General features: G+C 67.1%; 29 protein-coding genes. 20 read left to right on the forward strand and 9 right to left on the reverse strand.

Going from position 1 to position 22152, the window contains the following annotated elements; translation table 11 throughout:
• Positions 1–27 precede the first annotated feature (27 nt).
• The 9 genes from LY44_RS15150 to rsxA all read right to left on the reverse strand — a co-directional run bounded on the left by LY44_RS15150 (position 28) and on the right by rsxA (position 6887).
• On the reverse strand, positions 28–306 hold the full coding sequence (locus LY44_RS15150; protein WP_055209263.1) for a hypothetical protein: 279 nt from the start codon (positions 304–306) through the stop codon (positions 28–30).
• 72 nt (positions 307–378) lie between these two features.
• A complete protein-coding gene (locus LY44_RS15155) occupies positions 379–1404 on the reverse strand; it encodes an FAD-dependent oxidoreductase (RefSeq protein WP_055209266.1) in 1026 nt (341 codons plus the stop codon).
• A gap of 32 nt (positions 1405–1436) precedes the next feature.
• Positions 1437–1694, reverse strand: coding sequence for an RnfH family protein (locus tag LY44_RS15160; RefSeq protein WP_055209268.1), 258 nt, complete (start codon positions 1692–1694; stop codon positions 1437–1439).
• The gene (locus tag LY44_RS15165) at positions 1691–2422 is read right to left on the reverse strand and encodes an electron transport complex subunit E (RefSeq protein ID WP_055209269.1); all 732 of its coding nucleotides are present in this window, start codon (positions 2420–2422) and stop codon (positions 1691–1693) included. Before LY44_RS15165 ends, LY44_RS15160 begins: the two co-directional genes overlap by 4 nt.
• 11 nt (positions 2423–2433) lie before the next feature.
• Entirely contained in the window at positions 2434–3087 is a 654-nt protein-coding gene (gene rsxG, locus LY44_RS15170) for an electron transport complex subunit RsxG (RefSeq protein WP_055209271.1), read from the reverse strand.
• The gene (locus tag LY44_RS15175) at positions 3084–4163 is read right to left on the reverse strand and encodes an RnfABCDGE type electron transport complex subunit D (protein WP_223230764.1); all 1080 of its coding nucleotides are present in this window, start codon (positions 4161–4163) and stop codon (positions 3084–3086) included. Before LY44_RS15175 ends, rsxG begins: the two co-directional genes overlap by 4 nt.
• 2 nt (positions 4164–4165) lie before the next feature.
• Positions 4166–5725 carry an electron transport complex subunit RsxC gene (gene rsxC / locus LY44_RS15180; RefSeq protein ID WP_055209274.1) on the reverse strand — a complete coding sequence of 520 codons (1560 nt, stop codon included), beginning with the start codon at positions 5723–5725 and terminating at the stop codon, positions 4166–4168.
• Positions 5722–6285: an RnfABCDGE type electron transport complex subunit B gene (locus LY44_RS15185; protein ID WP_055209276.1), complete on the reverse strand. Its 564-nt coding sequence runs from the start codon at positions 6283–6285 to the stop codon at positions 5722–5724. The genes rsxC and LY44_RS15185 overlap by 4 nt, the downstream gene beginning before the upstream one ends.
• Positions 6286–6305: 20 nt before the next feature.
• Complete coding sequence (rsxA, locus tag LY44_RS15190; protein ID WP_013068983.1) at positions 6306–6887, reverse strand: electron transport complex subunit RsxA; 582 nt, start codon at positions 6885–6887, stop codon at positions 6306–6308.
• Positions 6888–7309: 422 nt separating this feature from the next.
• On the opposite strand from rsxA, the gene LY44_RS15195 reads away from it, so the two are divergent.
• The 20 genes from LY44_RS15195 to LY44_RS15290 form a co-directional block, all read left to right on the forward strand.
• A complete protein-coding gene (locus tag LY44_RS15195) occupies positions 7310–8617 on the forward strand; it encodes an FprA family A-type flavoprotein (protein WP_055209278.1) in 1308 nt (435 codons plus the stop codon).
• Between the two features lie 14 nt (positions 8618–8631).
• Positions 8632–8919 (forward strand): ferredoxin FdxC, encoded by a 288-nt coding sequence (fdxC, locus tag LY44_RS15200; protein WP_055209280.1) that lies wholly within the window; start codon positions 8632–8634, stop codon positions 8917–8919.
• A complete protein-coding gene (locus tag LY44_RS15205) occupies positions 8894–9163 on the forward strand; it encodes a 4Fe-4S dicluster domain-containing protein (RefSeq protein ID WP_394325851.1) in 270 nt (89 codons plus the stop codon). The genes fdxC and LY44_RS15205 overlap by 26 nt, the downstream gene beginning before the upstream one ends.
• 1 nt (position 9164) lies before the next feature.
• Positions 9165–9644, forward strand: a complete 480-nt coding sequence (locus LY44_RS15210; protein WP_055209283.1) for a SoxR reducing system RseC family protein — start codon at positions 9165–9167, stop codon at positions 9642–9644.
• Complete coding sequence (locus LY44_RS15215; protein WP_055209285.1) at positions 9641–10738, forward strand: FAD:protein FMN transferase; 1098 nt, start codon at positions 9641–9643, stop codon at positions 10736–10738. The genes LY44_RS15210 and LY44_RS15215 overlap by 4 nt, the downstream gene beginning before the upstream one ends.
• Positions 10739–10891: 153 nt before the next feature.
• On the forward strand, positions 10892–11431 hold the full coding sequence (locus LY44_RS15220; RefSeq protein ID WP_055209287.1) for a peroxiredoxin: 540 nt from the start codon (positions 10892–10894) through the stop codon (positions 11429–11431).
• A 170-nt stretch (positions 11432–11601) separates the two neighbouring features.
• Positions 11602–13170 carry a nitrogenase iron-molybdenum cofactor biosynthesis protein NifE gene (gene nifE / locus LY44_RS15225; RefSeq protein ID WP_055209289.1) on the forward strand — a complete coding sequence of 523 codons (1569 nt, stop codon included), beginning with the start codon at positions 11602–11604 and terminating at the stop codon, positions 13168–13170.
• Between the two features lies 1 nt (position 13171).
• Entirely contained in the window at positions 13172–14557 is a 1386-nt protein-coding gene (gene nifN, locus LY44_RS15230; protein WP_055209291.1) for a nitrogenase iron-molybdenum cofactor biosynthesis protein NifN, read from the forward strand.
• Positions 14532–15011, forward strand: a complete 480-nt coding sequence (nifX, locus tag LY44_RS15235) for a nitrogen fixation protein NifX (protein WP_065118337.1) — start codon at positions 14532–14534, stop codon at positions 15009–15011. The genes nifN and nifX overlap by 26 nt, the downstream gene beginning before the upstream one ends.
• On the forward strand, positions 15011–15481 hold the full coding sequence (locus LY44_RS15240; RefSeq protein WP_055209293.1) for a NifX-associated nitrogen fixation protein: 471 nt from the start codon (positions 15011–15013) through the stop codon (positions 15479–15481). The genes nifX and LY44_RS15240 overlap by 1 nt, the downstream gene beginning before the upstream one ends.
• Position 15482: 1 nt before the next feature.
• Positions 15483–15680 (forward strand): CCE_0567 family metalloprotein, encoded by a 198-nt coding sequence (locus LY44_RS15245; RefSeq protein ID WP_055209295.1) that lies wholly within the window; start codon positions 15483–15485, stop codon positions 15678–15680.
• A gap of 13 nt (positions 15681–15693) precedes the next feature.
• Positions 15694–15999 carry a ferredoxin III, nif-specific gene (fdxB, locus tag LY44_RS15250; RefSeq protein ID WP_055209297.1) on the forward strand — a complete coding sequence of 102 codons (306 nt, stop codon included), beginning with the start codon at positions 15694–15696 and terminating at the stop codon, positions 15997–15999.
• Complete coding sequence (locus LY44_RS15255; RefSeq protein WP_055209299.1) at positions 15983–16525, forward strand: nitrogen fixation protein NifQ; 543 nt, start codon at positions 15983–15985, stop codon at positions 16523–16525. The genes fdxB and LY44_RS15255 overlap by 17 nt, the downstream gene beginning before the upstream one ends.
• Positions 16512–16961: a hypothetical protein gene (locus tag LY44_RS15260; protein ID WP_055209301.1), complete on the forward strand. Its 450-nt coding sequence runs from the start codon at positions 16512–16514 to the stop codon at positions 16959–16961. Before LY44_RS15255 ends, LY44_RS15260 begins: the two co-directional genes overlap by 14 nt.
• 166 nt (positions 16962–17127) lie before the next feature.
• Positions 17128–17448 carry an iron-sulfur cluster assembly accessory protein gene (locus tag LY44_RS15265; RefSeq protein ID WP_055209304.1) on the forward strand — a complete coding sequence of 107 codons (321 nt, stop codon included), beginning with the start codon at positions 17128–17130 and terminating at the stop codon, positions 17446–17448.
• Positions 17449–17458: 10 nt separating this feature from the next.
• Positions 17459–17857 (forward strand): NifU family protein, encoded by a 399-nt coding sequence (locus tag LY44_RS18170; protein WP_055209306.1) that lies wholly within the window; start codon positions 17459–17461, stop codon positions 17855–17857.
• 2 nt (positions 17858–17859) lie between these two features.
• On the forward strand, positions 17860–19020 hold the full coding sequence (gene nifS / locus LY44_RS15275) for a cysteine desulfurase NifS (protein ID WP_055209308.1): 1161 nt from the start codon (positions 17860–17862) through the stop codon (positions 19018–19020).
• 11 nt (positions 19021–19031) lie between these two features.
• Positions 19032–20177 carry a homocitrate synthase gene (nifV, locus tag LY44_RS15280; RefSeq protein ID WP_055209310.1) on the forward strand — a complete coding sequence of 382 codons (1146 nt, stop codon included), beginning with the start codon at positions 19032–19034 and terminating at the stop codon, positions 20175–20177.
• Between the two features lie 15 nt (positions 20178–20192).
• Positions 20193–20531 carry a nitrogenase stabilizing/protective protein NifW gene (gene nifW, locus LY44_RS15285; RefSeq protein ID WP_055209313.1) on the forward strand — a complete coding sequence of 113 codons (339 nt, stop codon included), beginning with the start codon at positions 20193–20195 and terminating at the stop codon, positions 20529–20531.
• Between the two features lie 237 nt (positions 20532–20768).
• Positions 20769–22152: sigma 54-interacting transcriptional regulator (locus LY44_RS15290; protein ID WP_111396053.1), on the forward strand; the 1384-nt coding region annotated here is incomplete at its 3' end.

Genomic DNA, 22152 nt, shown 5'->3' on the forward strand with positions numbered 1-22152 from the left:
AGGGGGCTGCCCGCAAAGGGCAGCCCTTCAATGCTTGAAGCGACGCACCAGCGTCCAGATCCCGAGCAACACGCCCATCTGGATCGCATTCGTCACCAGCCCGATGACGGCGGCGACCAGGAACCAGACGTTGCCATTCGGCAAAAGCAGCGGGATCAGCAACGCGACCAGAACCAGCCCCGCCGCAAGGGTCGGAATCCTGCCCAGCCGGTCTTCAAGCCGCGGTTGCAGCGCGATCACCCCGGCCAGCAGGATCAGGCGCAACGGATCCCCGATCTGGGCGATGAAAATGTCGACAGGTCCCAAGGCTCTCCTCCCTCTGAGCGTGACGGGGCGAGATTAGGCGCCGCCGCGCCTTTCGCCAAGGATTTTCCCGGCTCAGGCTTGCGCAACCGTTGCCGCCGTGACGGAGAGCCGGGCACCGTCCAGCGTGCGGGCCGCACCCTTGCGGGCATCGCCCAGAACGATGGCTTCGCTGCGCAGCATCGAGCGGCCCTGCGCGTCGCAGGGGCACCAGCCCGAGGCATCGACCAGACCCGCGGTGCGGGCAATCGCCCCGGCCACATGCGGCGGCACGAAGTTGATCACATCGGCGGTCAGACGTCCGGCCGCGGTCTCGATCCGGCCCGTCCGGGCGTCGACGGCCTGCACGGTGGCGCCCTCGGCGGCGGTGATCCAGGCCACCTGTGCCGCAATCCCCTGCAACTGCTTCGCCATCGCGAAGGCCTGCGCCAAAGCCGGGGTCGGCGTCGCATCAAGCACCGTCAGCCGCGCCGCCGGGCGGGTGGCGGCCAGATGCCGGCTCAGCATCAGGGCGCGGTGCAGCGCCACCTGCGGATGGCTGAGACCGGCGGGCAGGCGCAGCACGACATGACCGGCGTCCCGCAGCGCGGCGAGCTGTGCCGCCAGCCGCCGCGCCTCGCGCGCATTGCCCCAGGCGGCGGGCATCGCATAGCGGGCCGCGGCGTCGAGCCCCTCGATCGCTTCGGCCCTGGCCGTCGTGCCGGGGGCAAGATAGAGCCGGTCAAAGGCGGTCGCGCGGCCGGAAAACAGCGAGAGCCGCCCCGCCGTCCAATCGACATCGGTGACATCGTCGAGCATCACCTCGATGCCCTGCGCTTTCAGCTGCGCAAGCGTCGCCTCGGTCCGCGGCGGGCCAAAGGCGGCGGCGGTCGCATCCTGCGCCGCGCGCGCCAGACGGGTCGGGTCGCGTTCGAGAAGCGCCACCCGCAGCGCCGGATGAGCGGCACGGAGCGCCAGCGCCGCCTGTGCCCCGGCGGGACCGGCGCCGACGATCACGGCGCGCTCCGAAGGGGCAAGGGCAAGGCCGATCCCGCCCGCCGCCGCGACGGCAGAGGTGGCGAAAAGACCGAGGGCGAGGTGGCGACGGGTCAGACGGGTCATCGGGGATCTCCTGACGAAAGGGGGGAGGGCGGTCAGCTTTTCTTTTCCAGCAACTCGGCTTCGGGATGGATCGGGCGGTAGATCTCGACCCGGTCGCCTTCCTTCAGCGCCTTTTCCAGCGGGCAGATCTGGCCGAAGATGCCGATCTTTTGTCGGCTCAGGTCGATCTCGGGGAACTGGTCGAGCAGGCCGGATTTCTCGATCGCGTCCCGCGCCGTGGCGGTTTCCGGCACATCGACGTTCTTCCAGACCTGCACGGTCGGCTTGGCATAGGCGACACCGACGATCATGCCTCTTCTCCGGTTTCCAGTTTCGGTTTCAGCACCCCCGCCGCGGTGAACACGCGTTCGGTGCGCATCTGCTTGATTTCCTGTTCGATCGTCGGCTTGCGGGCGTCGATGATGCGCTTGAGCGCGAAAAGCCCGCCCACCACCAGAAAGCCGCCCGGCGGCAGGATCATGATCAGAAAGCCCGGGTAATCGGGAAAGACCTTCAGCTCCAAGAAGGCGAAATGCGGCCCCAGTAGCAGCGAGGCCTGGGCGAAAAGCGTGCCCGAGCCGAGGATTTCGCGGATCGCCCCCACCACCACCAGCGCCAGGGTGAAGCCGATCCCCATCATCAGCCCGTCAAGCGCCGAGGCCAGCACGCCAAAGCGCGAGGCAAAGGCCTCGGCCCGGCCGAGGATGGCGCAGTTCGTCACGATCAGCGCGATGAACAGGCCCAGCACCTTGTGCAGATCGTGCAGCCAGGCGTTCAGCGCCAGATCGACCACGGTCACGATGGCGGCGATGATCAGGATGAAGGCCGGGATGCGGATCTCCGGCGCGATGGTCTTGCGCAGGGCGGAAATCACCACGTTCGACAGGATCAGCACCACCGTCGTCGCCAGCCCCATGCCCAGGCCGTTCGTGGCGGTGCCGGTGATGGCGAGCGCCGGGCAGAGCGCCAGCATCTGGCCCGTCACGATGTTCTTGTCCCACAATCCGTCGCGGGCGATCTTGGCGTAATTCTCCGACATCGGCGCGCTCCTCAGGATTTCGGCGGCAGGGGGGCGGTCAGCGCCGCCTTGTTGCGGTCAAAGAAGGTCAGCCCGCGGGCAATCGTCCTGACGACGGCGCGCGGCGTGATGGTCGCGCCCGAGAACTGGTCGAACACGCCACCGTCCCGTTTCACCTTCCAGTTCTCGGGGCCCGGATCTTGCAGCGACTTGCCGGAGAAGCCGAGGATCCAGTCGTCCTTGGCCACTTCGATCTTGTCGCCCAGACCCGGGGTTTCGGTATGCGACAGCACCCGCACGCCCAGCAGCGTGCCATCGGGGGCGATGCCCAGAAGCACCCGGATCTGACCGCTGTAGCCGGGGCCGGAAAGTTCATAGGCAAGGCCCGTCACCGCGCCCGCCCTCGTCGCGACATAGACCTTGACCGTGCCTTCCGTGGCGTCGCTGACCGGGCGCATCGCGGCGGCCAGATCATTGTCGTGCAGATCCTGCGGGATCACCTGTTCCAGCGAGGCGGCCAGATCCTCGGCACCGCGGGCGGCGATCGGCGCCGAGGTGGTGTCATTCGCCGCGGCCAGCAGGACGGCGGTGACCAGCGCAAAAAGCGCCAGCATGATCCCGTGCGCCAGGGGCGAGGCCTTGAACCAGGGCAGTTTCGGTTTTTCGGGGGGGGGCGTGTCAGTCATTTCGTCGCTCCCTTCGCGGGTTTGGTTGTGCCAAGCGGCTTGCCGCTGCGCGAGCGCCCGAAGATCCGCGGCCGGATGTAGGTTTCGATCAGCGGCGTGACCGAGTTCATCAAGAGCACCGCGAAGGCCACGCCCTCGGGGAAGGCGCCGAAGGTGCGGATCACGAAGATCAGCGTGCCGATGCCGATGCCATAGACCCATTTGCCTGCAGTGCTGACCGGCGAGGTGACGTAATCGGTGGCGATGAAGAAGGCGCAGAGCATCGTCGAGCCCGAAGTCAGATGCAGGATCGGCGGCGCGAAGCGGTCGGGCGCGAAGAAGGAGCAGACCGCCGACAGCGTGGCAATCGTGCCCAGCACCGCCAGCGGGATCGTCGGCGTGATGATCCTTGTGACCAGCAGCAAAAGCCCGCCCAGCGCCAGAAGCAGGGTCGAGGTCTCGCCAAGGCTGCCGGGCACGAAACCAAGCAGGCGGCTTTCCAGATCCGCCAGGGTCGGCAGGATCTCGCCCATCGTCGCCCCGGCGCTGATCTGGCTTTTGATGTGGCTCAGCGTCGAGGCCGAGGAGACCGCGTCGAAGTCCTGCGCGCCGAGAAAGGTGATCGACAGCCCGTGCAGGAACGACGGGCCATCGAGCAGCCCGACCGGCGCGATCCAGGTGGTCATCTGCACCGGCAGCGCGACGACGAGCATGGCGCGGGCGACCATCGCCGGGTTGAACAGGTTCTGCCCCAGCCCGCCGAAGATCTGCTTGGCCAGAACGATGGCGATGAAGGCGCCGATCGTGCCGACCCACCAGGGCGCATAGGGCGGCAGCGTCATCGCCACCAGCCAGCCCGACAGGATCGCCGAACCGTCGGTGGCAAAGGGCCGGATCGGTTTCTTGGCGATCCAGAGGCAGGCGACCTCGAAGACCCAGGCCGAGAGGACCGTGGTCAGGAACAGGAAGATCGCGGGCCAGCCGAATTGCCACAGCCCGAACAGGGTGGCGGGCGTCAGCGCCACCACCACCGTCAGCATCGTGCGGGACACGGTGAACAGCGTATGGGTATGCGGGCCCGCAACGGGCATGTGCATGGTCACGGCGTGGCCTCCCCCTGGATGGCGGTTGCGGTCGCGGGCGGTGGCATCTCCGCCGCAGCGGCCGCTTCTTCGGCTTTCTTCTTCGCGGCCATCTCGGCCTTGCGTTTCAGCATCATCTGTTTCTTGGCTTCAAGGATCGCCTCCTCGCGCGCCTTGCGGGCGGCGGCGAGACGTTTGGTTTCCTCCTGCTGGTGCTTGCGGCTTTGCCGTTCGGCCAGCTTGCCCTTGGCGAACTGGAACGATTGCACCAGCGGCAGGTTGGCGGGGCAGTTGTAGGAACAGCAGCCGCAGGCAAGGCAGTCCATCAGCCCGACCTTGGCCGCGCCCTCCAGATCGCCCGCGTGGATGCGGGCGTTCAGCTCGAAGGGCGTCAGCCCCACCGGGCAGCCCTGGACACAGCGGCCGCAGCGGATGCAGGGCATGGTCTTCGCCTCGGGCGTTTCCGCCGCGGTCAGCGCCAGAATGCCGTTCGTGCCCTTGACCACCGGCACCCGCGGGTTCTGGATCGGCATCCCCATCATCGGCCCGCCCAGCAGCAGCCGGTCCGGTTCCTCGGTGAAGCCGCCGCAATGGGCGATGATTTCCGACACCGGCGTGCCGATCAGCACCCGCAGGTTGGCGGGGCGGCGGATGCCGTGCCCCGAAACCGTCACCGTCCGCGCGATCAGCGGCTCGCCATAGCGCACCGCCAGGTGGACGGCATGGGCGGTGGCGATGTTGTGCACGACCACGCCCAGATCGGCGGTCAGCGCCCGCGCCGGGGTCTCCCGGCCGGTGATCATCTTCACCAGATGCTTTTCCGACCCCATCGGATATTGCGTCGGCACCACATGGACCTTGAACGTGTAGCCAAGCGCGCGGTTGTAGCGCGTCATCGCCTCGATCGCCTGCGGCTTGTTCGATTCGATCGCCACGAACACCTGTTTCACGCCAAGCGCCCTGGCCATGATGCCGATGCCGTCGGCGATTTCCTCGGCGCGCTCGCGCATCAGCCGGTCATCGCAGGTCAGATAGGGCTCGCATTCGGCGCCATTGAGGATCAGCGTCGTCAGATCGTATTTCGCCCGCAGGTTCAGCTTCACCGCCGAGGGGAAGGTGGCCCCCCCCATGCCGACGATCCCCGCCGCCGCCACCTGCGCCGCGATCTCCTCGGGCGAAGCGTTCTCGGGGCGGAGGCGCGGCAGGTGCGGGCCCCATCTGTCCTCGCCGTCGGGGCGGAGCGTGATCGTCGGCACCGGCAGGCCCGAGGCATGCGGGGCCACGAAATGCCCCACCGCGATCACCCGCCCCGAGGTCGGCGCATGGATATTGGCCGACAGCGGTCCGCGCGCCTTGGCGATCAGCTGGCCTTTCAGCACCAGATCATCACGGCGCACGATCGGTTCCGCCTCGGCGCCGATATGCTGCTGCAAGGGCAGCCGGATCAGCGTCGGCATCGGCATCGTCTCGATCTCGCATTCCGAGGTCAGATGCTTGTGGGTTTCCGGATGGATCCCGCCGCGGATCGAAAAGGATTGCAGCGGGTGAAACAGGGTGGCGATCGAGGGAAGTCTCATGCTGCGGTCTCCGCGCGCGCCGCGGCCAGACCCGGTTGCGGCTTGTCCCAATACCAGGTCTTGAGGCTCTTCGGCTTGACCCGGCTGACGATCGCCTCGGTCGGGCAGACCTCGATGCAGGCGTCGCAGCCGATGCAGGCATCCATCACCACGGTGTGGATCTGCTTGGCGCCGCCGACGATCGCATCGGTCGGGCAGCGCTTGAAACATTTCTGACAGCCGGTGCAATGATCCTCGAAGACAAAGGCGACCATCGGCTCGATCTCGGCGATCGGGCCTGCTTCGGCGCCCGCCTCGACGGTGACGATCTCGGCCAGGGCCAGCGCCACATCGCGCCCGCCCGGGGTGCAGGCGGTCAGGGGCGCGTTGCCCTCGGCCATCGCCTCGGCCAGACCGTTGCAGCCGGGAAAGCCGCAGGCGCCGCAATTGGTGCCGGGCAGGATCTTGCCGATTTCCTCGACGATCGGCGGGGTCTCGACGTGGAACTTGCGGGCGGCGGCGCCGAGCAGGTAGCCCAGCCCGAGCCCGAGGGCCGACATGGAAGCGGCGGCTGCGATCATGGCAGGTCTCCTTTCGACGATCAGACGTGCACGAGCCCGGCAAAGCCCATGAAGGCGAGGCCCAGAAGCCCTGCGGATACGAAGGCGATGGGGGTTCCGGCGAAGGCGGCGGGGACCGACAGCTGCGCCAGCCGCTCGCGCATGCCCGCAAAGATCACCAGAACGAGGGTAAAGCCGACCGAGGCGCCAAAGCCGCTCAGCGTGCTCATCGCAAGGCTCAGATGGCCCTGGATATACATCAGCGGCAGACCCAGGACGGCGCAGTTGGTGGTGATCAGCGGCAGATAGATGCCGAGCGCCTTGTGCAGGTCGGGGGTGACCTTGCGCATCACCGTCTCGATGAATTGCACGATCGCGGCGATGACCAGGATCATGCTCAGGATGCGCAGGAATTTCAGGTCGAGCGGTTCCAGGATCAGCGCCTCGACCAGCCAGCAGGCGGCCGAGGCGACGGTGATCACGAAGGTGGTGGCCAACCCCATGCCGATCGCGGCATCGGTCTTGCGCGAGACGCCCATGAACGGGCACAGCCCGAGGAATTTCACCAGCACGACGTTGTTCACAAGCGCGGTGCTCAAGAGGACGAGAAGGAAGTCTTGCATCGGTCTCCCCGGTTGGCTGTGCCGTCGCGCCAAGGCTCGGGCGAAGGGCTTCATCGGGGATCCAGCAAGAGCCGTGCCAAGCGGGCGGATCGCGGCCTTTCGCGCCCCCGCGTGCCCGCCCGCGTGCGTGTCCGCGCGCGCATCCGCCCCCGCGCCCGCGATAAGGATGTGAGCGCTCTCGCCGCAGCGGCAAAGCCCGTCGATTTCGGGGGGAAATCGCCTCGATCACGGCTTCGAGAGCCGGTTTTCCGCATGATTTCGGCGCTTTCGCCGCATTGTCGGATTCCCGACAATTTGTCGGGGCCGCGCCGCGGCTTCTGTCGCCTTGCGGCCCCGCGGCCCTGTTTCCTTGGGGTTCCGCGCTTGGCACGGTTCTTGCTGCAACCCTGATGCGGCCTGCCCGCAACCACAGGAGTGTTCCCTTGTCCGTTCCGCCTTTCACCATCCGCCCGGCTGCGCCCCGCCTTGACGGCCCCACGGGCCCTGTCGCGGTGGCGCCCGGCGTGCATTGGGTGGGGGCGCTGGATCCGGGGCTGCGCAATTTCGACGTGATCCTGAAAACTGCGAACGGCACCACCTACAATGCCTATGCCGTGCGTGGGTCGGATGGCGTGGCGGTGATCGACACGGTCAAGGCCGAGTTCGCGGGCGAGTTCTTTGCCCGGCTGGAAGCGGTTGCCCGCTATGACGAAATCCGGCTGATCGTGCTGAACCATCTGGAGCCCGACCACACGGGCGCCGTGCCCGAACTGTTGCGCCGCGCGCCCCAGGCGCAGGTCCGGCTGTCGCCCCGCGGCCTGCCGATGCTGCGCGCGCTGCTCAAGGACGAATTCGCGCTTTATGACATCAAGGGCGTCACCACCGGGCAATCGGTCAGCCTGGGCGACCGCGATCTGCAATTCTTCACCACGCCCTTCGTGCATTGGCCCGACACGCAATGCACCTGGCTGGCGGCGGAACGGGTGCTCTTTACCTGTGACCTGTTCGGCAGCCATTATTGCGACGGGCGGCTGTTCAACGACCTTGTCGGCGATTTCCGGTTTTCCTTCGAATATTACTTCGACCGGATCATGCGCCCCTTCCGCAGCTTCGTCGCGCAGGCGCTCGACCTGATCGAGCCGCTCGACTTCGGCATCATCGCCCCCGCGCATGGCCCGATCCTGCGCAGCCATCCGCGCGATTATCTGACCCACACAAGGCGGCTGATTTCCTCGCGCCTCGCGTCGGAAACCGGCGCCGAAAAGACGCTGCTGATCTTTTACGTCTCGGCTTACGGTGCCACCGCGCAGCTGGCGCAGGCGATCCATGACGGCGCCGCCGAAAGCCCCGATGTGCGGGTGTCGCTGTTCGATCTGGAAGGCGGCGAGATCGCCCCCTTTCTGGATCTGATCGAGGAGGCCGACGGCATCGCGCTCGGCACGCCGACGATCAACGGCGATGCGGTGCGGACGATCTGGGAGATGCTGGCGGCGCTTGTCGATATTGAGACCCGCGGCAAGCTGGGGGCGGCCTTCGGCTCCTATGGCTGGTCGGGCGAGGCGGTGCGGCTGGTCGAAACCCGCCTGCAGGGGTTGAAGATGCGTCTGCCGGAACCGGGGCTGCGGGTGAAGCTGCACCCGTCCGCGGCGGAACTGGACGAGGGGCGGGCCTTCGGGCGCCGCCTTGCCGATCACCTGACCGGCCGGGCCGCGCCCCGCGAGGTCGACTTTGCCGAAATCGCGGCGCGCTGAAAGAAGGACGGACCATGGACAAGGCCACACTGACGTTCACCGATGTCTCGATCACGGTCAACGTGCCCACCGGAACCCGGATCATCGAGATGTCGGAAAAGGTCGGCTCGGGCATCACTTACGGCTGCCGCGAGGGCGAATGCGGCACCTGCATGACGCATGTCATCGAGGGGTCGGAAAACCTGTCGGAACCCACCGCGCTGGAAATGCGGGTGCTCGAGGAAAATCTGGGCGGCAAGGACGACCGTCTGGCCTGCCAGTGCCGGGTGCTGGGCGGTGCCGTCAAGGTCCGCCCCGCCTGAGAAGACGAAACGAAGCCAAGCCATCAGCCAGAAAAGGAAACCAGCCATGGCCATGAAGATCGATCCCGAACTCTGCACCTCCTGTGGCGACTGCGAACCGGTCTGCCCGACCAATGCGATCGCGCCGAAGAAAGGTGTCTATGTGATCAACGCCGAAACCTGCACCGAATGCGAGGGCGAGCACGACCTGCCGCAATGCGTCAACGCCTGCATGACCGACAATTGCATCAACCCGGCGGCGTAAGATGACGGGCTGCTGCGACGACGGTCTGGCGACCGGGGCGCGCGATCTGCGCGAAAGACTGCGCGTGGTCGCGGTCAGGGGCGAAAGCCTTGTTGTCGCGGCAGACCGCGCCTCGGCCTGTGCCGCCTGTGCCGAGGCGAAGGGCTGCGGCACCCGGGTTCTGGTCTCGCTGCGCCGGGCCGATCTGATGACGATCGACCGCCCGGCGGGCCTTGCCGTCGCCGCGGGCGACGAGGTCGATGTGGCGATCTCCGGCAACAGCTTTCTGGCCGGTGTCGGACTGGCCTATCTCTTGCCCGCGCTGGCCTTTGTCATCGCCCTGTCGGTGGCGACGGGGGCGGGGCTCTCGGATGGCGCTTCGGCCGTGGTGGCGCTGATCGTGCTGCCGCTTGCTTTCCTGCCGGTGGCTTTTCTGGAACGCCGCGCGCGTCTGCACCGGTCGCTGCAGGTGCTCGAGGTGATCCCGGGCCGGGGCAGATGACCCTCCGCGGCAGCCTTGCGCGGGCGGCGCTGGTTCTGGCCGCGGGGCTGGCCCTTGCGGGCGGGGTGCGGGTGCTGCGCCCCGCGCCGGACATCACCGAGACCTTTTATGTCTTCGGCACGCTTCTCGAGGTCGAAACCCGTGGCGTGCCCGAGGCGCAGGCCCGCGACGCGATGGCGGTGCTTGGCGCGCATTTCCGGCAGATGCACCGCGACTGGCACGCCTGGGCCCCGGGCAAGCTGGAAAGCCTGAATGCGGCGATTGCCGCGGGCAAGCCCTTCGAAGTCGACCCCGCTCTGGCGAAACTTCTGGCGCAGGGCCGGGAACTTGCCTGCCGCTCGAACGGGCTTTTTGATCCCGCCGTGGGCGGCATGGTCGAGGCCTGGGGTTTTCACGCCGACACCCCGCCCGAGGGCGATCCGCCCGCCGAGGCGGTGCTGGCCAGGCTTCTGGCGGGCGCCCCGAAAATGACCGATCTGACGATCGCGGGCACCACGGTGCGCTCGTCCAATCCCGCCGTGCAGCTCGATCTGGGCGCCTATGCCAAGGGCGCGGCGCTGGACCTGGCCGAAGAAGACCTGCAGGCCGCAGGCATCCGTGATGCGGTGCTGAACGCGGGCGGCGGGGTGCAGGTTCTGGGCGATCACGGCGCGCGGCCCTGGCGCGTCGCGATCCGCGATCCCTTCGAATGGGGCGTCGTCGGCGCCGTTTCGCTGCGCCCGGGCGAGGCCTTGCACACCTCGGGCAATTACGAGCGTTATTTCGACAAGGGCGGCATCCGCTTTTCCCATATCATCGACCCGCGCACCGCCCGGCCGATGCAGGGGATCGTGTCGGTCTCGGTCCTGTCCGACAGCGGCGCGCTCTCCGATGCCGCCGCCACGGCGCTGAGTGTTGCGGGCGAAAAGGACTGGCCACGGATCGCCGCGCAGATGGGGGTGACGGCGGTTCTGATGATCACCGATGACGGATCGATGCTTGCCACCCCCGCGATGATGGACCGCCTCGAGCCCGTCGCAGGCGGGTTTCCCGCCCCGATCACCGTCGTCGATCTGCCCAAGGATGTGGCAATTCCCGTCTGTCCCGCGGGCTGAACGCGCTTTGGCACGGGCCTTGCCCGACGGCGCCTGTCACATTCTGGACTTGGAACGATTCCATATTGCAGTGCAGCGACGATCAGGCTACCCCGTCGGCGAAGAATTTTCGGGGCCCCCGATCCGGGGCCCGACCCAGGACAGGAGAGACAGATGAAAACCAACAGCAAATTGCCCGACGTGACCTTTCACACCCGCGTGCGCGACGAAAGCGTCGGCGGTCCGAACCCCTTCCGCTGGCAGGACATGACCACCGCCGATTATTTCGCGGGCAAGCGGGTGATCCTGTTCTCGCTGCCGGGCGCCTTCACGCCGACCTGCTCGACCTACCAGCTGCCGGGCTTCGAGAAGGGCTTCCCGGAGTTCGCCGCGAATGGCATCGACGCGATCTATTGCCTCTCGGTCAACGACAGCTTCGTGATGAACCAATGGGCGAAAGCGCAGGGACTGGAAAACGTCCAGGTGATCCCGGACGGCTCGGGCGAATTCACCCGCCGCATGGGGATGCTGGTGCGCAAGGACAACCTTGGCTTCGGCCTGCGCTCGTGGCGCTATGCCGCCATCGTCGACAACGGCGTGATCGAGGCCTGGTTCGAAGAGCCCGGCCTGATGGACAACTGCCCCGAGGACCCCTATGGCGTCTCCAGCCCGGAAAACCTTCTGGCCTGGCTGAAAACCGCGAAAGCCGCCTGAGCGATCCGAAAAAGGTTCCGAAAGCCCCGCCCCCGGCGGGGCTTTTGGGTTGCGGGGCAGGGTCCGACAATTTGTCGGATATGCTCCAAACCCGGCGCCGATGCCGCAAAAACCGGGCCGTTTCACCTGGCACGTTGCTTGCTTGATCCCTGATAACAGGGGGATGCACCATGTCCGAAGCCTTGAAGTCGAAAATTGCCGCTGTCCTGAACGAGCCGGGCTGCGCCACCAATGCGACCAAGACCGATGTTTTGCGCAAGAAGGGCTGCACCAAGCAATTGACCCCGGGGGCGGCGGCCGGTGGCTGCGCCTTTGACGGCGCGATGATCGCGCTGCAGCCGATCGTCGATGTCGCCCATCTGGTCCATGCCCCCGCCGCCTGCTGGTCGAACGGCTGGGATAACCGCTCCTCGGCCTCTTCGGGGTCGGAACTTTACCGCAAGGGTTTCACCACCGATCTGTCGGAAATCGACATCGTGATGGGGCATGGCGAGAAGAAACTCTACCGCGCCATCCGCGAAGTGATCGAGGCGGAAAGCCCCGCCGCCGTCTTCGTCTATGCGACCTGCGTGACGGCGCTGATCGGCGATGACATCGAGGCCGTCTGCAAGGCGGCCACAGTGAAATGGGGCACGCCCTGCATTCCGGTCAATGTGCCGGGGTTCGCGGGCTCGAAGAACCTCGGCAACAAGCTGGGCGGCGAGGCGCTTCTGGATCACGTCATCGGCACGCTGGAGCCCGAGACGGTGACGCCTTACGATGTCAACATCATCGGCGATTACAACCTGTCGGGGGAACTCTGGCAGGTGAAGCCGCTTCTCGACAAGCTCGGCATCCGCATTCTGGGCGCGATCGCTGGCGATGCGCGCTACAAACAGGTGGCGATGGCGCATCGGGCCAAGGTGACGATGCTCGTCTGCTCGCAGGCGCTGATCAATGTCGCCCGCAAGATGCAGGACCGCTACGGCATCCCCTATTTCGAGGGCTCGTTCTACGGCATCTCGGACACCTCGCAATCGCTGCGCACCATGTGCCGGATGCTGGTCGAACAGGGCGCGCCGAAAGAGCTTTTGAACCGCTGCGAGGTGCTGATCGCCCGCGAAGAGGCCAAGGCCTGGGCGGCGCTGCAGCCTTTCCGCCCGCGCGTCGAAGGCCGCCGGGTGCTGCTTTACACCGGCGGGCACAAGTCCTGGTCGGTGGTCTCGGCGCTGCAGGAACTGGGGATGGAGGTGGTCGGCACCTCGATGCGCAAGGCGACCGACAATGACCGCGACCGGGTCATCGAGATCATGGGCGACGACAAGCACATGTATGAAAACATGGCGCCCCGCGAGATGTATCAGATGCTGAAGGACGCCGGGGCGGATGTGCTTTTGTCGGGCGGGCGGTCGCAGTTCGTCGCCCTGAAGGCGCTGGTGCCCTGGGTCGATGTCAATCAGGAAAAGCACGAACCCTATGCCGGTTACATGGGCATTGTCGATCTGGTCCGCGCCATCGACCGGTCGGTGAACAACCCGATGTGGGCGGATCTGCGCGCCCCGGCGCCCTGGGATGCGCCGCTCACCGGATCGGTCGTGCCCGCACCCTCGGGCGCCTGCCCGGTGACGGGGATTTCCGCCCCAATGGGCCGGGCCCCGGTGCTGGTGGCGCAACAGGCCGCCGCCGCTGCGCCCGCAGCCGCCACCGCCCCCGCTCTGGCCGCGATGACCAATTCCGCCACCGATTTCGAGGATTGCTGACATGGCCGTGCTGACCCATCCCCGCCGCGCCCTTTCGACCAATCCGCTGAAGACCTCGGCCCCGCTGGGGGCGGCCATGGCCTATCTGGGCATCGAGGGGTCGGTGCCTCTGTTTCACGGCGCGCAGGGCTGCACCGCCTTCGGGCTGGTGCATCTGGTGCGCCATTTCAAAGAAGCCGTGCCGCTGCAGACCACCGCGATGAACGAGGTGACGACGATCCTTGGCGGGGGCGAGCAGATCGAGGAAGCCATCGACAACATCCGCAAGCGGGCGAAACCGCGCTTCATCGGCATCGCCTCGACCGCGCTGACCGAGACCCGCGGCGAGGATATCGCGGGCGAATTGCGCGCGATGCAGGCCCGGCGCAAGGATTGGGCGGGCACCGAGGTCGTCCATGCCGCCACCCCGGATTTCGAGGGCGGCCAGCAGGACGGCTGGACGAAGGCGGTCGAGGCGATCGTCGCGGCGCTGGTTCCGGTGACGGCCGAACGCGACCCCGATCTGCGGCAGGTGACGCTGCTGGTGCCGAGCTACTTCACCACCGCCGAGATCGACGAGGCGGTGCGGATGATCCGCGCCTTCGGCCTGTCGCCGATCGTGCTGCCGGATCTCTCCACCTCGCTCGACGGGCATCTGTCCGATGACTGGTCGGGCCATTCGCTCGGCGGCACCCGTCTGGACGACATCGCCCGCATTCCCCGCTCTGCCGTCACCCTGGCCATCGGCGAGCAGATGCGCAGCGCCGCGCAGATGATCGAGGACCGCGCGCTGGTCCCCTATCACGTCTTCCAAAGCCTGACCGGGCTGAAGGCCGTCGATGCCTTTGTCCGCGTGCTGATGGAGCTTTCGGGGATGCAGGATCCGCCCCCCTCGATCCGGCGCGACCGGGCGCGGATGATGGATGCGGCGCTGGATGCGCATTTCTTCACCGGGGGCTTGCGCGTCGCCATCGGCGCCGATCCCGATCTGATGTTCGCGCTTTCGACCGCGCTTGTGTCGATGGGGGCGGAAATCGTCACCGCCGCCACCACCACGCAGCATTCCGCGGTGCTGGAAAAGATGCCCTGCGCCGAGGTCATTCTGGGCGATCTGGGCGATGTCGAACGCGGCGCAAAACAGGCGGGCGCGCAGATCCTGATCACCCACAGCCACGGCCGCCATGCCGCCGCGGCGCTGCATCTGCCGCTGGTCCGGGTGGGCTTTCCGATCTTTGATCGCATCGGCGCGCAGGATGCCTGCCGCGTCGGCTATCGCGGCACCCGGTCCTTCTTCTTCGAAATCGCCAATGCGATGCAGGCGATCCACCACAGCCCCCGCCCCGAGGATTTCGGGGCAGCCCCCATCCCTCAGGAGTTTGACCATGTCCCGCACCCTGCGCCTTGTTGAGCCGGCAGGCCCCGCCCCCGGCGAAAAGCCGCTGCGCGTCGCCATCGCCTCGAACGATCTGGAAAATCTTGACGCGCATTTCGGCTCGGCCCGGCAGATCGCGGTCTACGAGGTCTGGAAGACCGGCGCCCGTTTCGTCGAGGTGCATCAGTTTTCCTCGGCCACCGACCAGAAGGGCCGCCATGACGAGCTGGAGGACCGCATCGGTCCGAAGCTTGAGGCGCTTTCGGGCTGCACGCTGGTCTTCGCGCTGGCCGTGGGCGGGCCGTCCGCCGCGCGGATGGTGCGGGCGGGGATGCATCCGATCAAGCGCAAGGAGCCCGAGCCGATTTCGGCCGTGATCGAACAGGTGCAGGTGATGCTGAACGGCACCCCGCCGCCTTTCCTGCGCAAGGTGCTGGGCACTTACGAAAAACCCGATTTCACCGCCGATTTCGAAGAGGAAGAGGTCTGATGACGATGACGCTGGATGCCGCCCGCGGCGGCGAGATGGTGGAGAGCCCGTTTCTGGCGCAACTGGTTGCGGTGATCCGCGCCGAGGACAGCCATGGGCTGTGGGACGACAAGACGAATGCCGAAATCCTGGCCGAATTCATCGTCACCGCCGAGGAACGCCGGGCGATGCCGATCATCGGTGATCCGGATCCGGAGCTGATCTGGCGGATGACGAAATTCTATGACGCGATCGGGCTTCTGGTCGAAAAGCGCACCGGCTGCATGGCCAGCCAGATGCAAAAGATGCACCACGAAGGCTTCGGCCGTGTCGTGCTGATCGCGGGCAAGCTGGTCGTGGTGTCGAAACACCTGCGCGACGTGCACCGTTTCGGCTTCGAGACCTGGGCGAAGCTGGCCGAGGCGGGCGAGAAACTGGTCGAAAGCGCCGTCGCCACGATCGAAGACTTCCCCGAAGCGTCGAGGGCCTGAGATGACGCTGGAGGAACTCGAAGCCCGGGTGAAGAAGCTGTCGCTGCGCGCGACCGATGCCAAGATGAACCTGCACGACCTGTCCGAGGAACTGCCGACCGACTGGCAGAAGATCCCGGAGGTGGCCGAGGCGACCTGGCAGATTTTCAAGGATCTGGACGAAGCCCGCAAGGCGCTCAAAGCCGCCAAGCAAGCATAACAAGGACAAAGCGATGCCGACTGTTGCCTATACCCGCGGGGGCGCGGAATACACGCCCGTTTACCTGATGAAGATCGACGAGAAGAAGTGCATCGGCTGCGGCCGCTGCTTCAAGGTCTGCGGTCGTGACGTGATGAGCCTGCACGGGCTGACCGAGGATGGCCAAGTTGTGGCGCCGGGCACCGAGGAATGGGAAGAGGTCGAGGACGAGATCGTCAAGAAGGTCATGGCGCTGACCGGGGCCGAGAATTGCATCGGCTGCGGTGCCTGCGCCCGGGTCTGCCCCTCGGAATGCCAGACCCATGCGGCACTTTCCTGATCCTTTCGCGACAGGCCCGGGGCCGATGATCCCGGCCGAGGCCTTCGGCTTCATCCTGGCCCATGGTCTGCGCGAATGCGCTGCGGGGCGCGGGCCGCTGACGGCGCGGCTCGGGCTCTCGGGCGCCGATCTGGCGGCCCTGCGCGATCGCTTCGCGCCGGGCCTCGATCTGCCCGATCTGGACCTGCCGCGCCCCGTGGCCGGTCCAGATCAGCAGGCGATCGAGACGCTGATCCTGTGGCGGGCTGGCGTCGCCACGCCCGAGGCGCGCTGGCTGGCGGCGATCCTGGCGCGCCGCGCGATGGAGACGCGGCATCTGTGGGAAGATCTTGGCCTGCCCTCGCGTCCGGCGCTGAGCGCGATGATCGCGCAGTTCCTGCCCGGTCTGGCCGCGGCCAATTCTCGCAACATGCGCTGGAAAAAGTTCTTTTACCGGCAGATCTGTTCGGACGCGGCGTTTTCGCTGTGCCTTTCGCCGTCGTGCGACGATTGCGACGAACGGGCCGCCTGTTTTGCCCCCGATTGATCCGGCCCGGCTGCTGGCCGGGGCCGAGGGCGCCCGGTCCGACACCGCCGCCAGCGCCGAGGTGATCGCCCGCGCGCTGGAAACCGCGCCCGAGGATCTGGAGGTCCGGCTGGCGGCCTATCGCTTTTATTTCTTCACCCATGATTACGCCGCCGCCGTGCCGCAGGCCGAGGCCGTCTTGCGGCTGGCGGCGCTGCGGCTGAACCTGCCGCCCGATCCGGCGCTGGTGCGCCCGGGTGACGCCGATTTCACCGCGCATGACTTTGCCCCCGGCCTTTATCTGCAGGCGCTGATCGGGCTGGGCTATTCGGCCGCGCGCGCCGGGCAGCGCGATCTGGCGCGGCAGGTGCTGACGAAAGCCGCCGCGCTGGACCCGACCGACCGCTTCGGCGGCGCCTGGCTTCTGGCCCGCGTCGAAGCCGGAGAGGACGACTGAGCCGCGATGCGACAATCCCGCCCGGGCGCTGTCGCAAATCCCTCAATGTCGGCCCGAAACTTGCATCCGCGCCCCCGCGCCCGGCCCGAAGCTTGCTTTCCCTTACGTGCATGGTTGGCACGTTGCTTGCTGCATCCCTGCTGAACGCATCACAGGGGAGAGCGTCATGATCGAGATCACCCAACCCGCCCAGGAAGCGATCAAGGCCGCCATCGAGGGCGCCGGTCAACCCGTTGCCGGGCTGCGCCTGATGGTGCAGGCGGGCGGTTGCGCCGGGCTGAAATACGGCATGGCGCTGGAGCTGGAAGCCCAGCCCGACGATGCCAGCCTGACCTTTGGCGAGGTCACCGTGCTGATCGACCCGCTGACGCGCGAGCATATCGCGGGAACGAAGATCGACTTCGTCAGCAACCTGGAAGGCGCCGGATTCACCTTCGACAACCCGAACGCCAAAAGCGCCTGCGGCTGCGGCAAATCCTTCTGCTGAGGGGAAAGCGATGCGCGACATGCAAGACGACGACACGAAATCGCCTGCGCCGCCGCCTGCCGCCGCCGCTGCCGCGCGTCGGGCCGCGGGGGCCGCCGCCCCCGATGCCACCGCGCTGCGCGAACGCTTCACCAAGGTCGCCGCGGCCGAAACCCCCGAGGCGGCGCGCGATGCCGCCGCCGACGAAATGACCCGCATCCGCGCCCTGATCGACGAGATGCGCCCGACCTTCCGCCGCGACGGTGGCGACATCGAACTGGTGCGGGTCGAGGGCGCCAAGGTCATCGTGCATCTTTCGGGCGCCTGCGCGGGCTGCATGCTGGCGGGGCAAACCCTTTACGGCGTGCAAAAGCGCATCACCGACGTCCTTGGCCGCCCGTTCCGCGTCATCCCCGACATCCGGCACTGACCATGACCCAGCCCGCCATCTACCTTGACAACAACGCCACCACCCGGGTCTTCCCCGAGGTCGTGGCGGCGATGCTGCCCTATTTCACCGAGCATTTCGGTAATGCCTCCTCGGGTCATGGCTTCGGGGTGCAGGCGGGGCTGGGGCTGCGCAAGGCAAGGCTTGCCGTCGCCGCGCTGATCGGTGCGGCCTCCGAACAGGAGATCCTCTTCACCTCGGGCGGGACCGAGGCGAACACCACGGCCATTCGCTCGGCGCTGGCGGTGCAGGAAGGCCGACGCGAGATCATCATTTCCGCGGTCGAACATCCGGCGGTGCTGATGCTGGCCGCCGATCTGGAAAAGACCGAGGGCGTCCGGGTGCATCGCATTCCGGTCGATCATCGGGGGCGGCTTGATCGCGCGGCCTATTCGGCGGCCTTGTCGGAGCGGGTCGCCGTCGTCTCGATCCTGTGGGCGAACAACGAGACCGGCACGATCTTTCCGGTGGCGCAACTGGCGGCCGAGGCCCATGCGGTTGGCGCGCTGTTTCACACCGACGCCGTGCAGGCGGTGGGCAAGCTGCCGATTTCGGTGCAGGAGACCGAAATCGACATGCTCTCGCTCTCCGGTCACAAGTTCCACGGGCCGAAGGGGGTGGGGGCGCTTTACCTGCGCAAGGGCGTGGCCTTTCGCCCGCTCTTGCGCGGCGGCAAGCAGGAACGCGGCCGCCGGGCGGGCACGGAAAATGTCCCCGCGCTGGTCGGCATGGGCGTGGCGGCCGAGATCACCGCGGCGCGGATGGCCGCCGATCTGTCCCGCATCGCGACGCTGCGCGACTGGCTTGAAGCCGGGATCCTGACCCTGGGCGGCTGCATGGTGCTGGGCGATCCGGCCAACCGGCTGGCCAATACCTGCACCCTCGCCTTTGACCGGATCGACGGCGAGGCGGTGCTGACGAAACTGGCCCGGGCGGGCATTGCCGTGTCCACCGGCTCGGCCTGTGCCTCGGGCGCGATGGAACCCAGCCACGTCACCCGCGCCATGGCCGTGCCTTTCACCGCGGCGCATGGCGTCGTGCGGTTCTCGCTTTCATCCGACACCACCGCGGCGGAACTTTCCCGCGTGCTGGCCGTCCTGCCCGAAATCCTGGCCGACCTTCGCCCCGTTCCCGCAACCGCCTGAGGGGAAAGATCATGACACCCAACCGGACCCTTGTGCTGTGCGACACCACCCTGCGCGACGGCGAACAGACCGCCGGGGTGGCCTTTTCGCTGACCGAAAAGAAAGCCATCGCCCGCGCGCTGGATCGGGCGGGCGTGGCGGAAATCGAGGTCGGCATCGCCGCGATGGGCTGGGCCGAGGTCGCCGAGATCCGCGCCGTCGTCGCCGAGATCGTCGATGCGACGCCCGTCGTCTGGTGTCGGCTGCGGATGCATGACCTGGACATGGCGCAGAAAACCGGGGTGAAACGGGTGCATTTCGCGGTGCCCACCTCCACCGCGCAACTCGAAGGCAAGCTGCGCGTCGATCGCGACTGGATCTTGCGCGAAACCGCGGCTTTGGTCTTTTGCGCCACCGATCGCGGCCTGCAGGTCTCGGTGGGCGCCGAGGATGCCAGCCGCACCGATCCCGACTTCCTGATCCGTCTGGCCGAGGTCGCGGCGGCCGCGGGCGCCATCCGGTTCCGCGTCGCCGACACCTTGGGCCTGCTTGATCCGCTCGGCGCCTTCCGCCTTGTGGCCGAGCTTTCGGCGCGGATCTCCCTGCCGATCGAGATGCATGCCCATAATGATTTCGGCATGGCGACGGCGAATACGATCATGGCCGCCCATGCCGGGGCCACGCATCTCTCCGTCACGGTGAACGGCTTGGGCGAACGCGCGGGCAATGCCGCGCTGGAAGAGGTCGGCGCCGCGCTCGAGGCCGGGGGGATCGACACCGGGCTTGATCTTTGCGCGCTGCCCGAGCTTTCCGCCGTCGTCGCCAAGGCCTCGGGCCGGGCGCTGCCGCCGCAAAAGCCGATCACCGGGGCGATGGTCTTCGCGCATGAATCCGGCATCCATGTCGATGCGATTCTGAAGCGCGCCGACACCTACGAAGACCCCCGCTGCGCCCCCGCCCGCTTTGGCCGGGAACGCCAGATCGTGATCGGCAAGCATTCGGGCAGTGCCGGTCTGCGCGCCGCCCTGCTGGACGCGGGCCTGCCCGCCAGTGACACCGTGCTGGACCGCTTGAAACCGCTTTTGCGCGCCCATGCCGTGCGGGTGAAACGCCCCGTCCAGCCCGAAGACCTGCGCCGCATGGTGGCGCGGCTCGACCGCTTGCTGCCCCGAACCTGAACAAAGGAGACCCCGATGACCCCCGAAAGCCCCACACTGACCGCGCTGGCGAAACTGTCCTCGGCCGAGGAGATTTTTGCCTTCCTTGGCGTCGACCCGATCCGCGAGGTGCTGAACTCGTCGCGGCTGCACATCATGAAGCGCTTCGGCGCCTATCTGCGCGACACCGACATGACCGGCCTGACCGAAGACGGGATCTTCGAGCGCGCGCGCGATGCGCTGCTGCGGGCGCAGGCCGATTTCGTCGCCTCGACGCCGCTCAAGGAAAAGGTCTTCAAGGTCTTCGAGACCGAGGCGGCGAAACGCAAAGCCCGCTTCGTCGGTCTTGAAACCCTGAAAGTGATCAAATCCTGACCGCCTGCAGCCTGCCGCATTTTCCGGCCTCCGGCGCGGGTTCGCCGCATAATTGCGCAATCGACCCGGTGCCTTCGCAAAAATGAACCGAACTTGCCTGCCGGACATGTCGGAAGACGTGCCTTTTCCCGCCCATGCCCTATGGTCTGTGCAGAAGTCCCGACTGCAGCGGCTGCTGCCCGCGTCCCTTGCGCCGGGCGCTCCGCCGCGGAAATTCCTGGCTGTGGGGGTGACTGCATGACCGATCAACAATCCCGCCCCGCGTCGCCCCGCCGTCGCTCGACCCAGTCGATCGCCGACCGTCTTGCGTTGGACGCGCTTTACGAGATCGCGAAGAGTTTCGCGGCGGCGCCCGATCCGGTGGCGGAGGTGCCGCAGATCTTCAACGTGCTGTCCTCCTTCCTCGATCTGCGCCATGGCGTGCTCGCTACTCTCGCCGAGCCGGGCGAGGGCGTGGGCGTCAACCCTTACGTCATCGCCGCGACGGCGTTTCAGCGCAGCCCCGAGGCGCCAGCCTCGGATGTGCTGCCCGATGCCGTGGCGCGGATCGTCTTTCGGTCCGGCGTGCCCTTCGTCTCCTTTGATCTGGCGGCCGAATTCGGCGAAGACGCGGTGCCGAAACGGCTGCGCGACGCGGGCCAGACGCTGATCGCCGTGCCGCTGCGCGACCCCGAACGCAGCCATTTCGTCCTTGGCGTGCTCGCCGCCTATCGCAGCCATGACCACAACCGGTCGGGCTTTTCCGATGCCGATGTGCGGGTGCTGACGATGGTCGCCTCATTGCTCGAACAGGCGCTGCGCTTTCGCCGCCGCATCGCGCGCGACCGCGAACGCGCGCTCGAAGACACCCGCCGGATGCTGCAGACGGTGACCGAACAACGCGGCCCGGCGGCGCCCGTCAGCCTCGATGGCATCGTCGGCTCCAGCCCCGCCATCGCCGAGGTGGTGGCGCAGATCAAGCGCGTGGCCTCCACCCGGATGCCGGTTTTGCTGCGCGGCGAAAGCGGCACCGGCAAGGAATTGTTCGCCCGCGCGGTGCATGCCCAAAGCCCCCGCGCGAAAGGCCCCTTCATCCGCGTCAACTGCGCCGCGCTCTCGGAAACCCTTCTGGAATCGGAACTTTTCGGCCATGAGAAAGGCGCTTTCACCGGCGCCAATGCGCTGAAAAAGGGCCGGTTCGAGCTGGCCGATGGCGGCACCCTCTTCCTCGACGAGATCGGCGAGATCAGCCCGGCCTTTCAGTCGAAACTGCTGCGCGTGCTGCAGGAGGGCGAGTTCGAACGCGTCGGCGGCGCGAAGACGATCAAGGTCGATACCCGCATCGTCGCCGCGACGAACCGCGACCTTGAGGATGCCGTCGCGCGCGGCCAATTCCGCGCCGATCTTTACTTCCGCATCTGCGTCGTGCCGATCGTCCTGCCGCCGCTGCGCAACCGCAAAAGCGACATCAAGCCCTTGGCGCAGCTCTTCCTCGACCGGTTCAACAAGCAGAATGGCACCAATGTCAAATTCGCCGGCGATGCCTTTGACCAGATCTGCCGCTGCCAGTTTCCGGGCAATGTGCGCGAGCTGGAAAACTGCGTGAACCGGGCCGCCGCGCTCTCGGATGGCGCGATCGTGC

Source organism: Rhodobacter capsulatus (genome assembly GCF_003254295.1).
Lineage (GTDB): Bacteria > Pseudomonadota > Alphaproteobacteria > Rhodobacterales > Rhodobacteraceae > Rhodobacter > Rhodobacter capsulatus.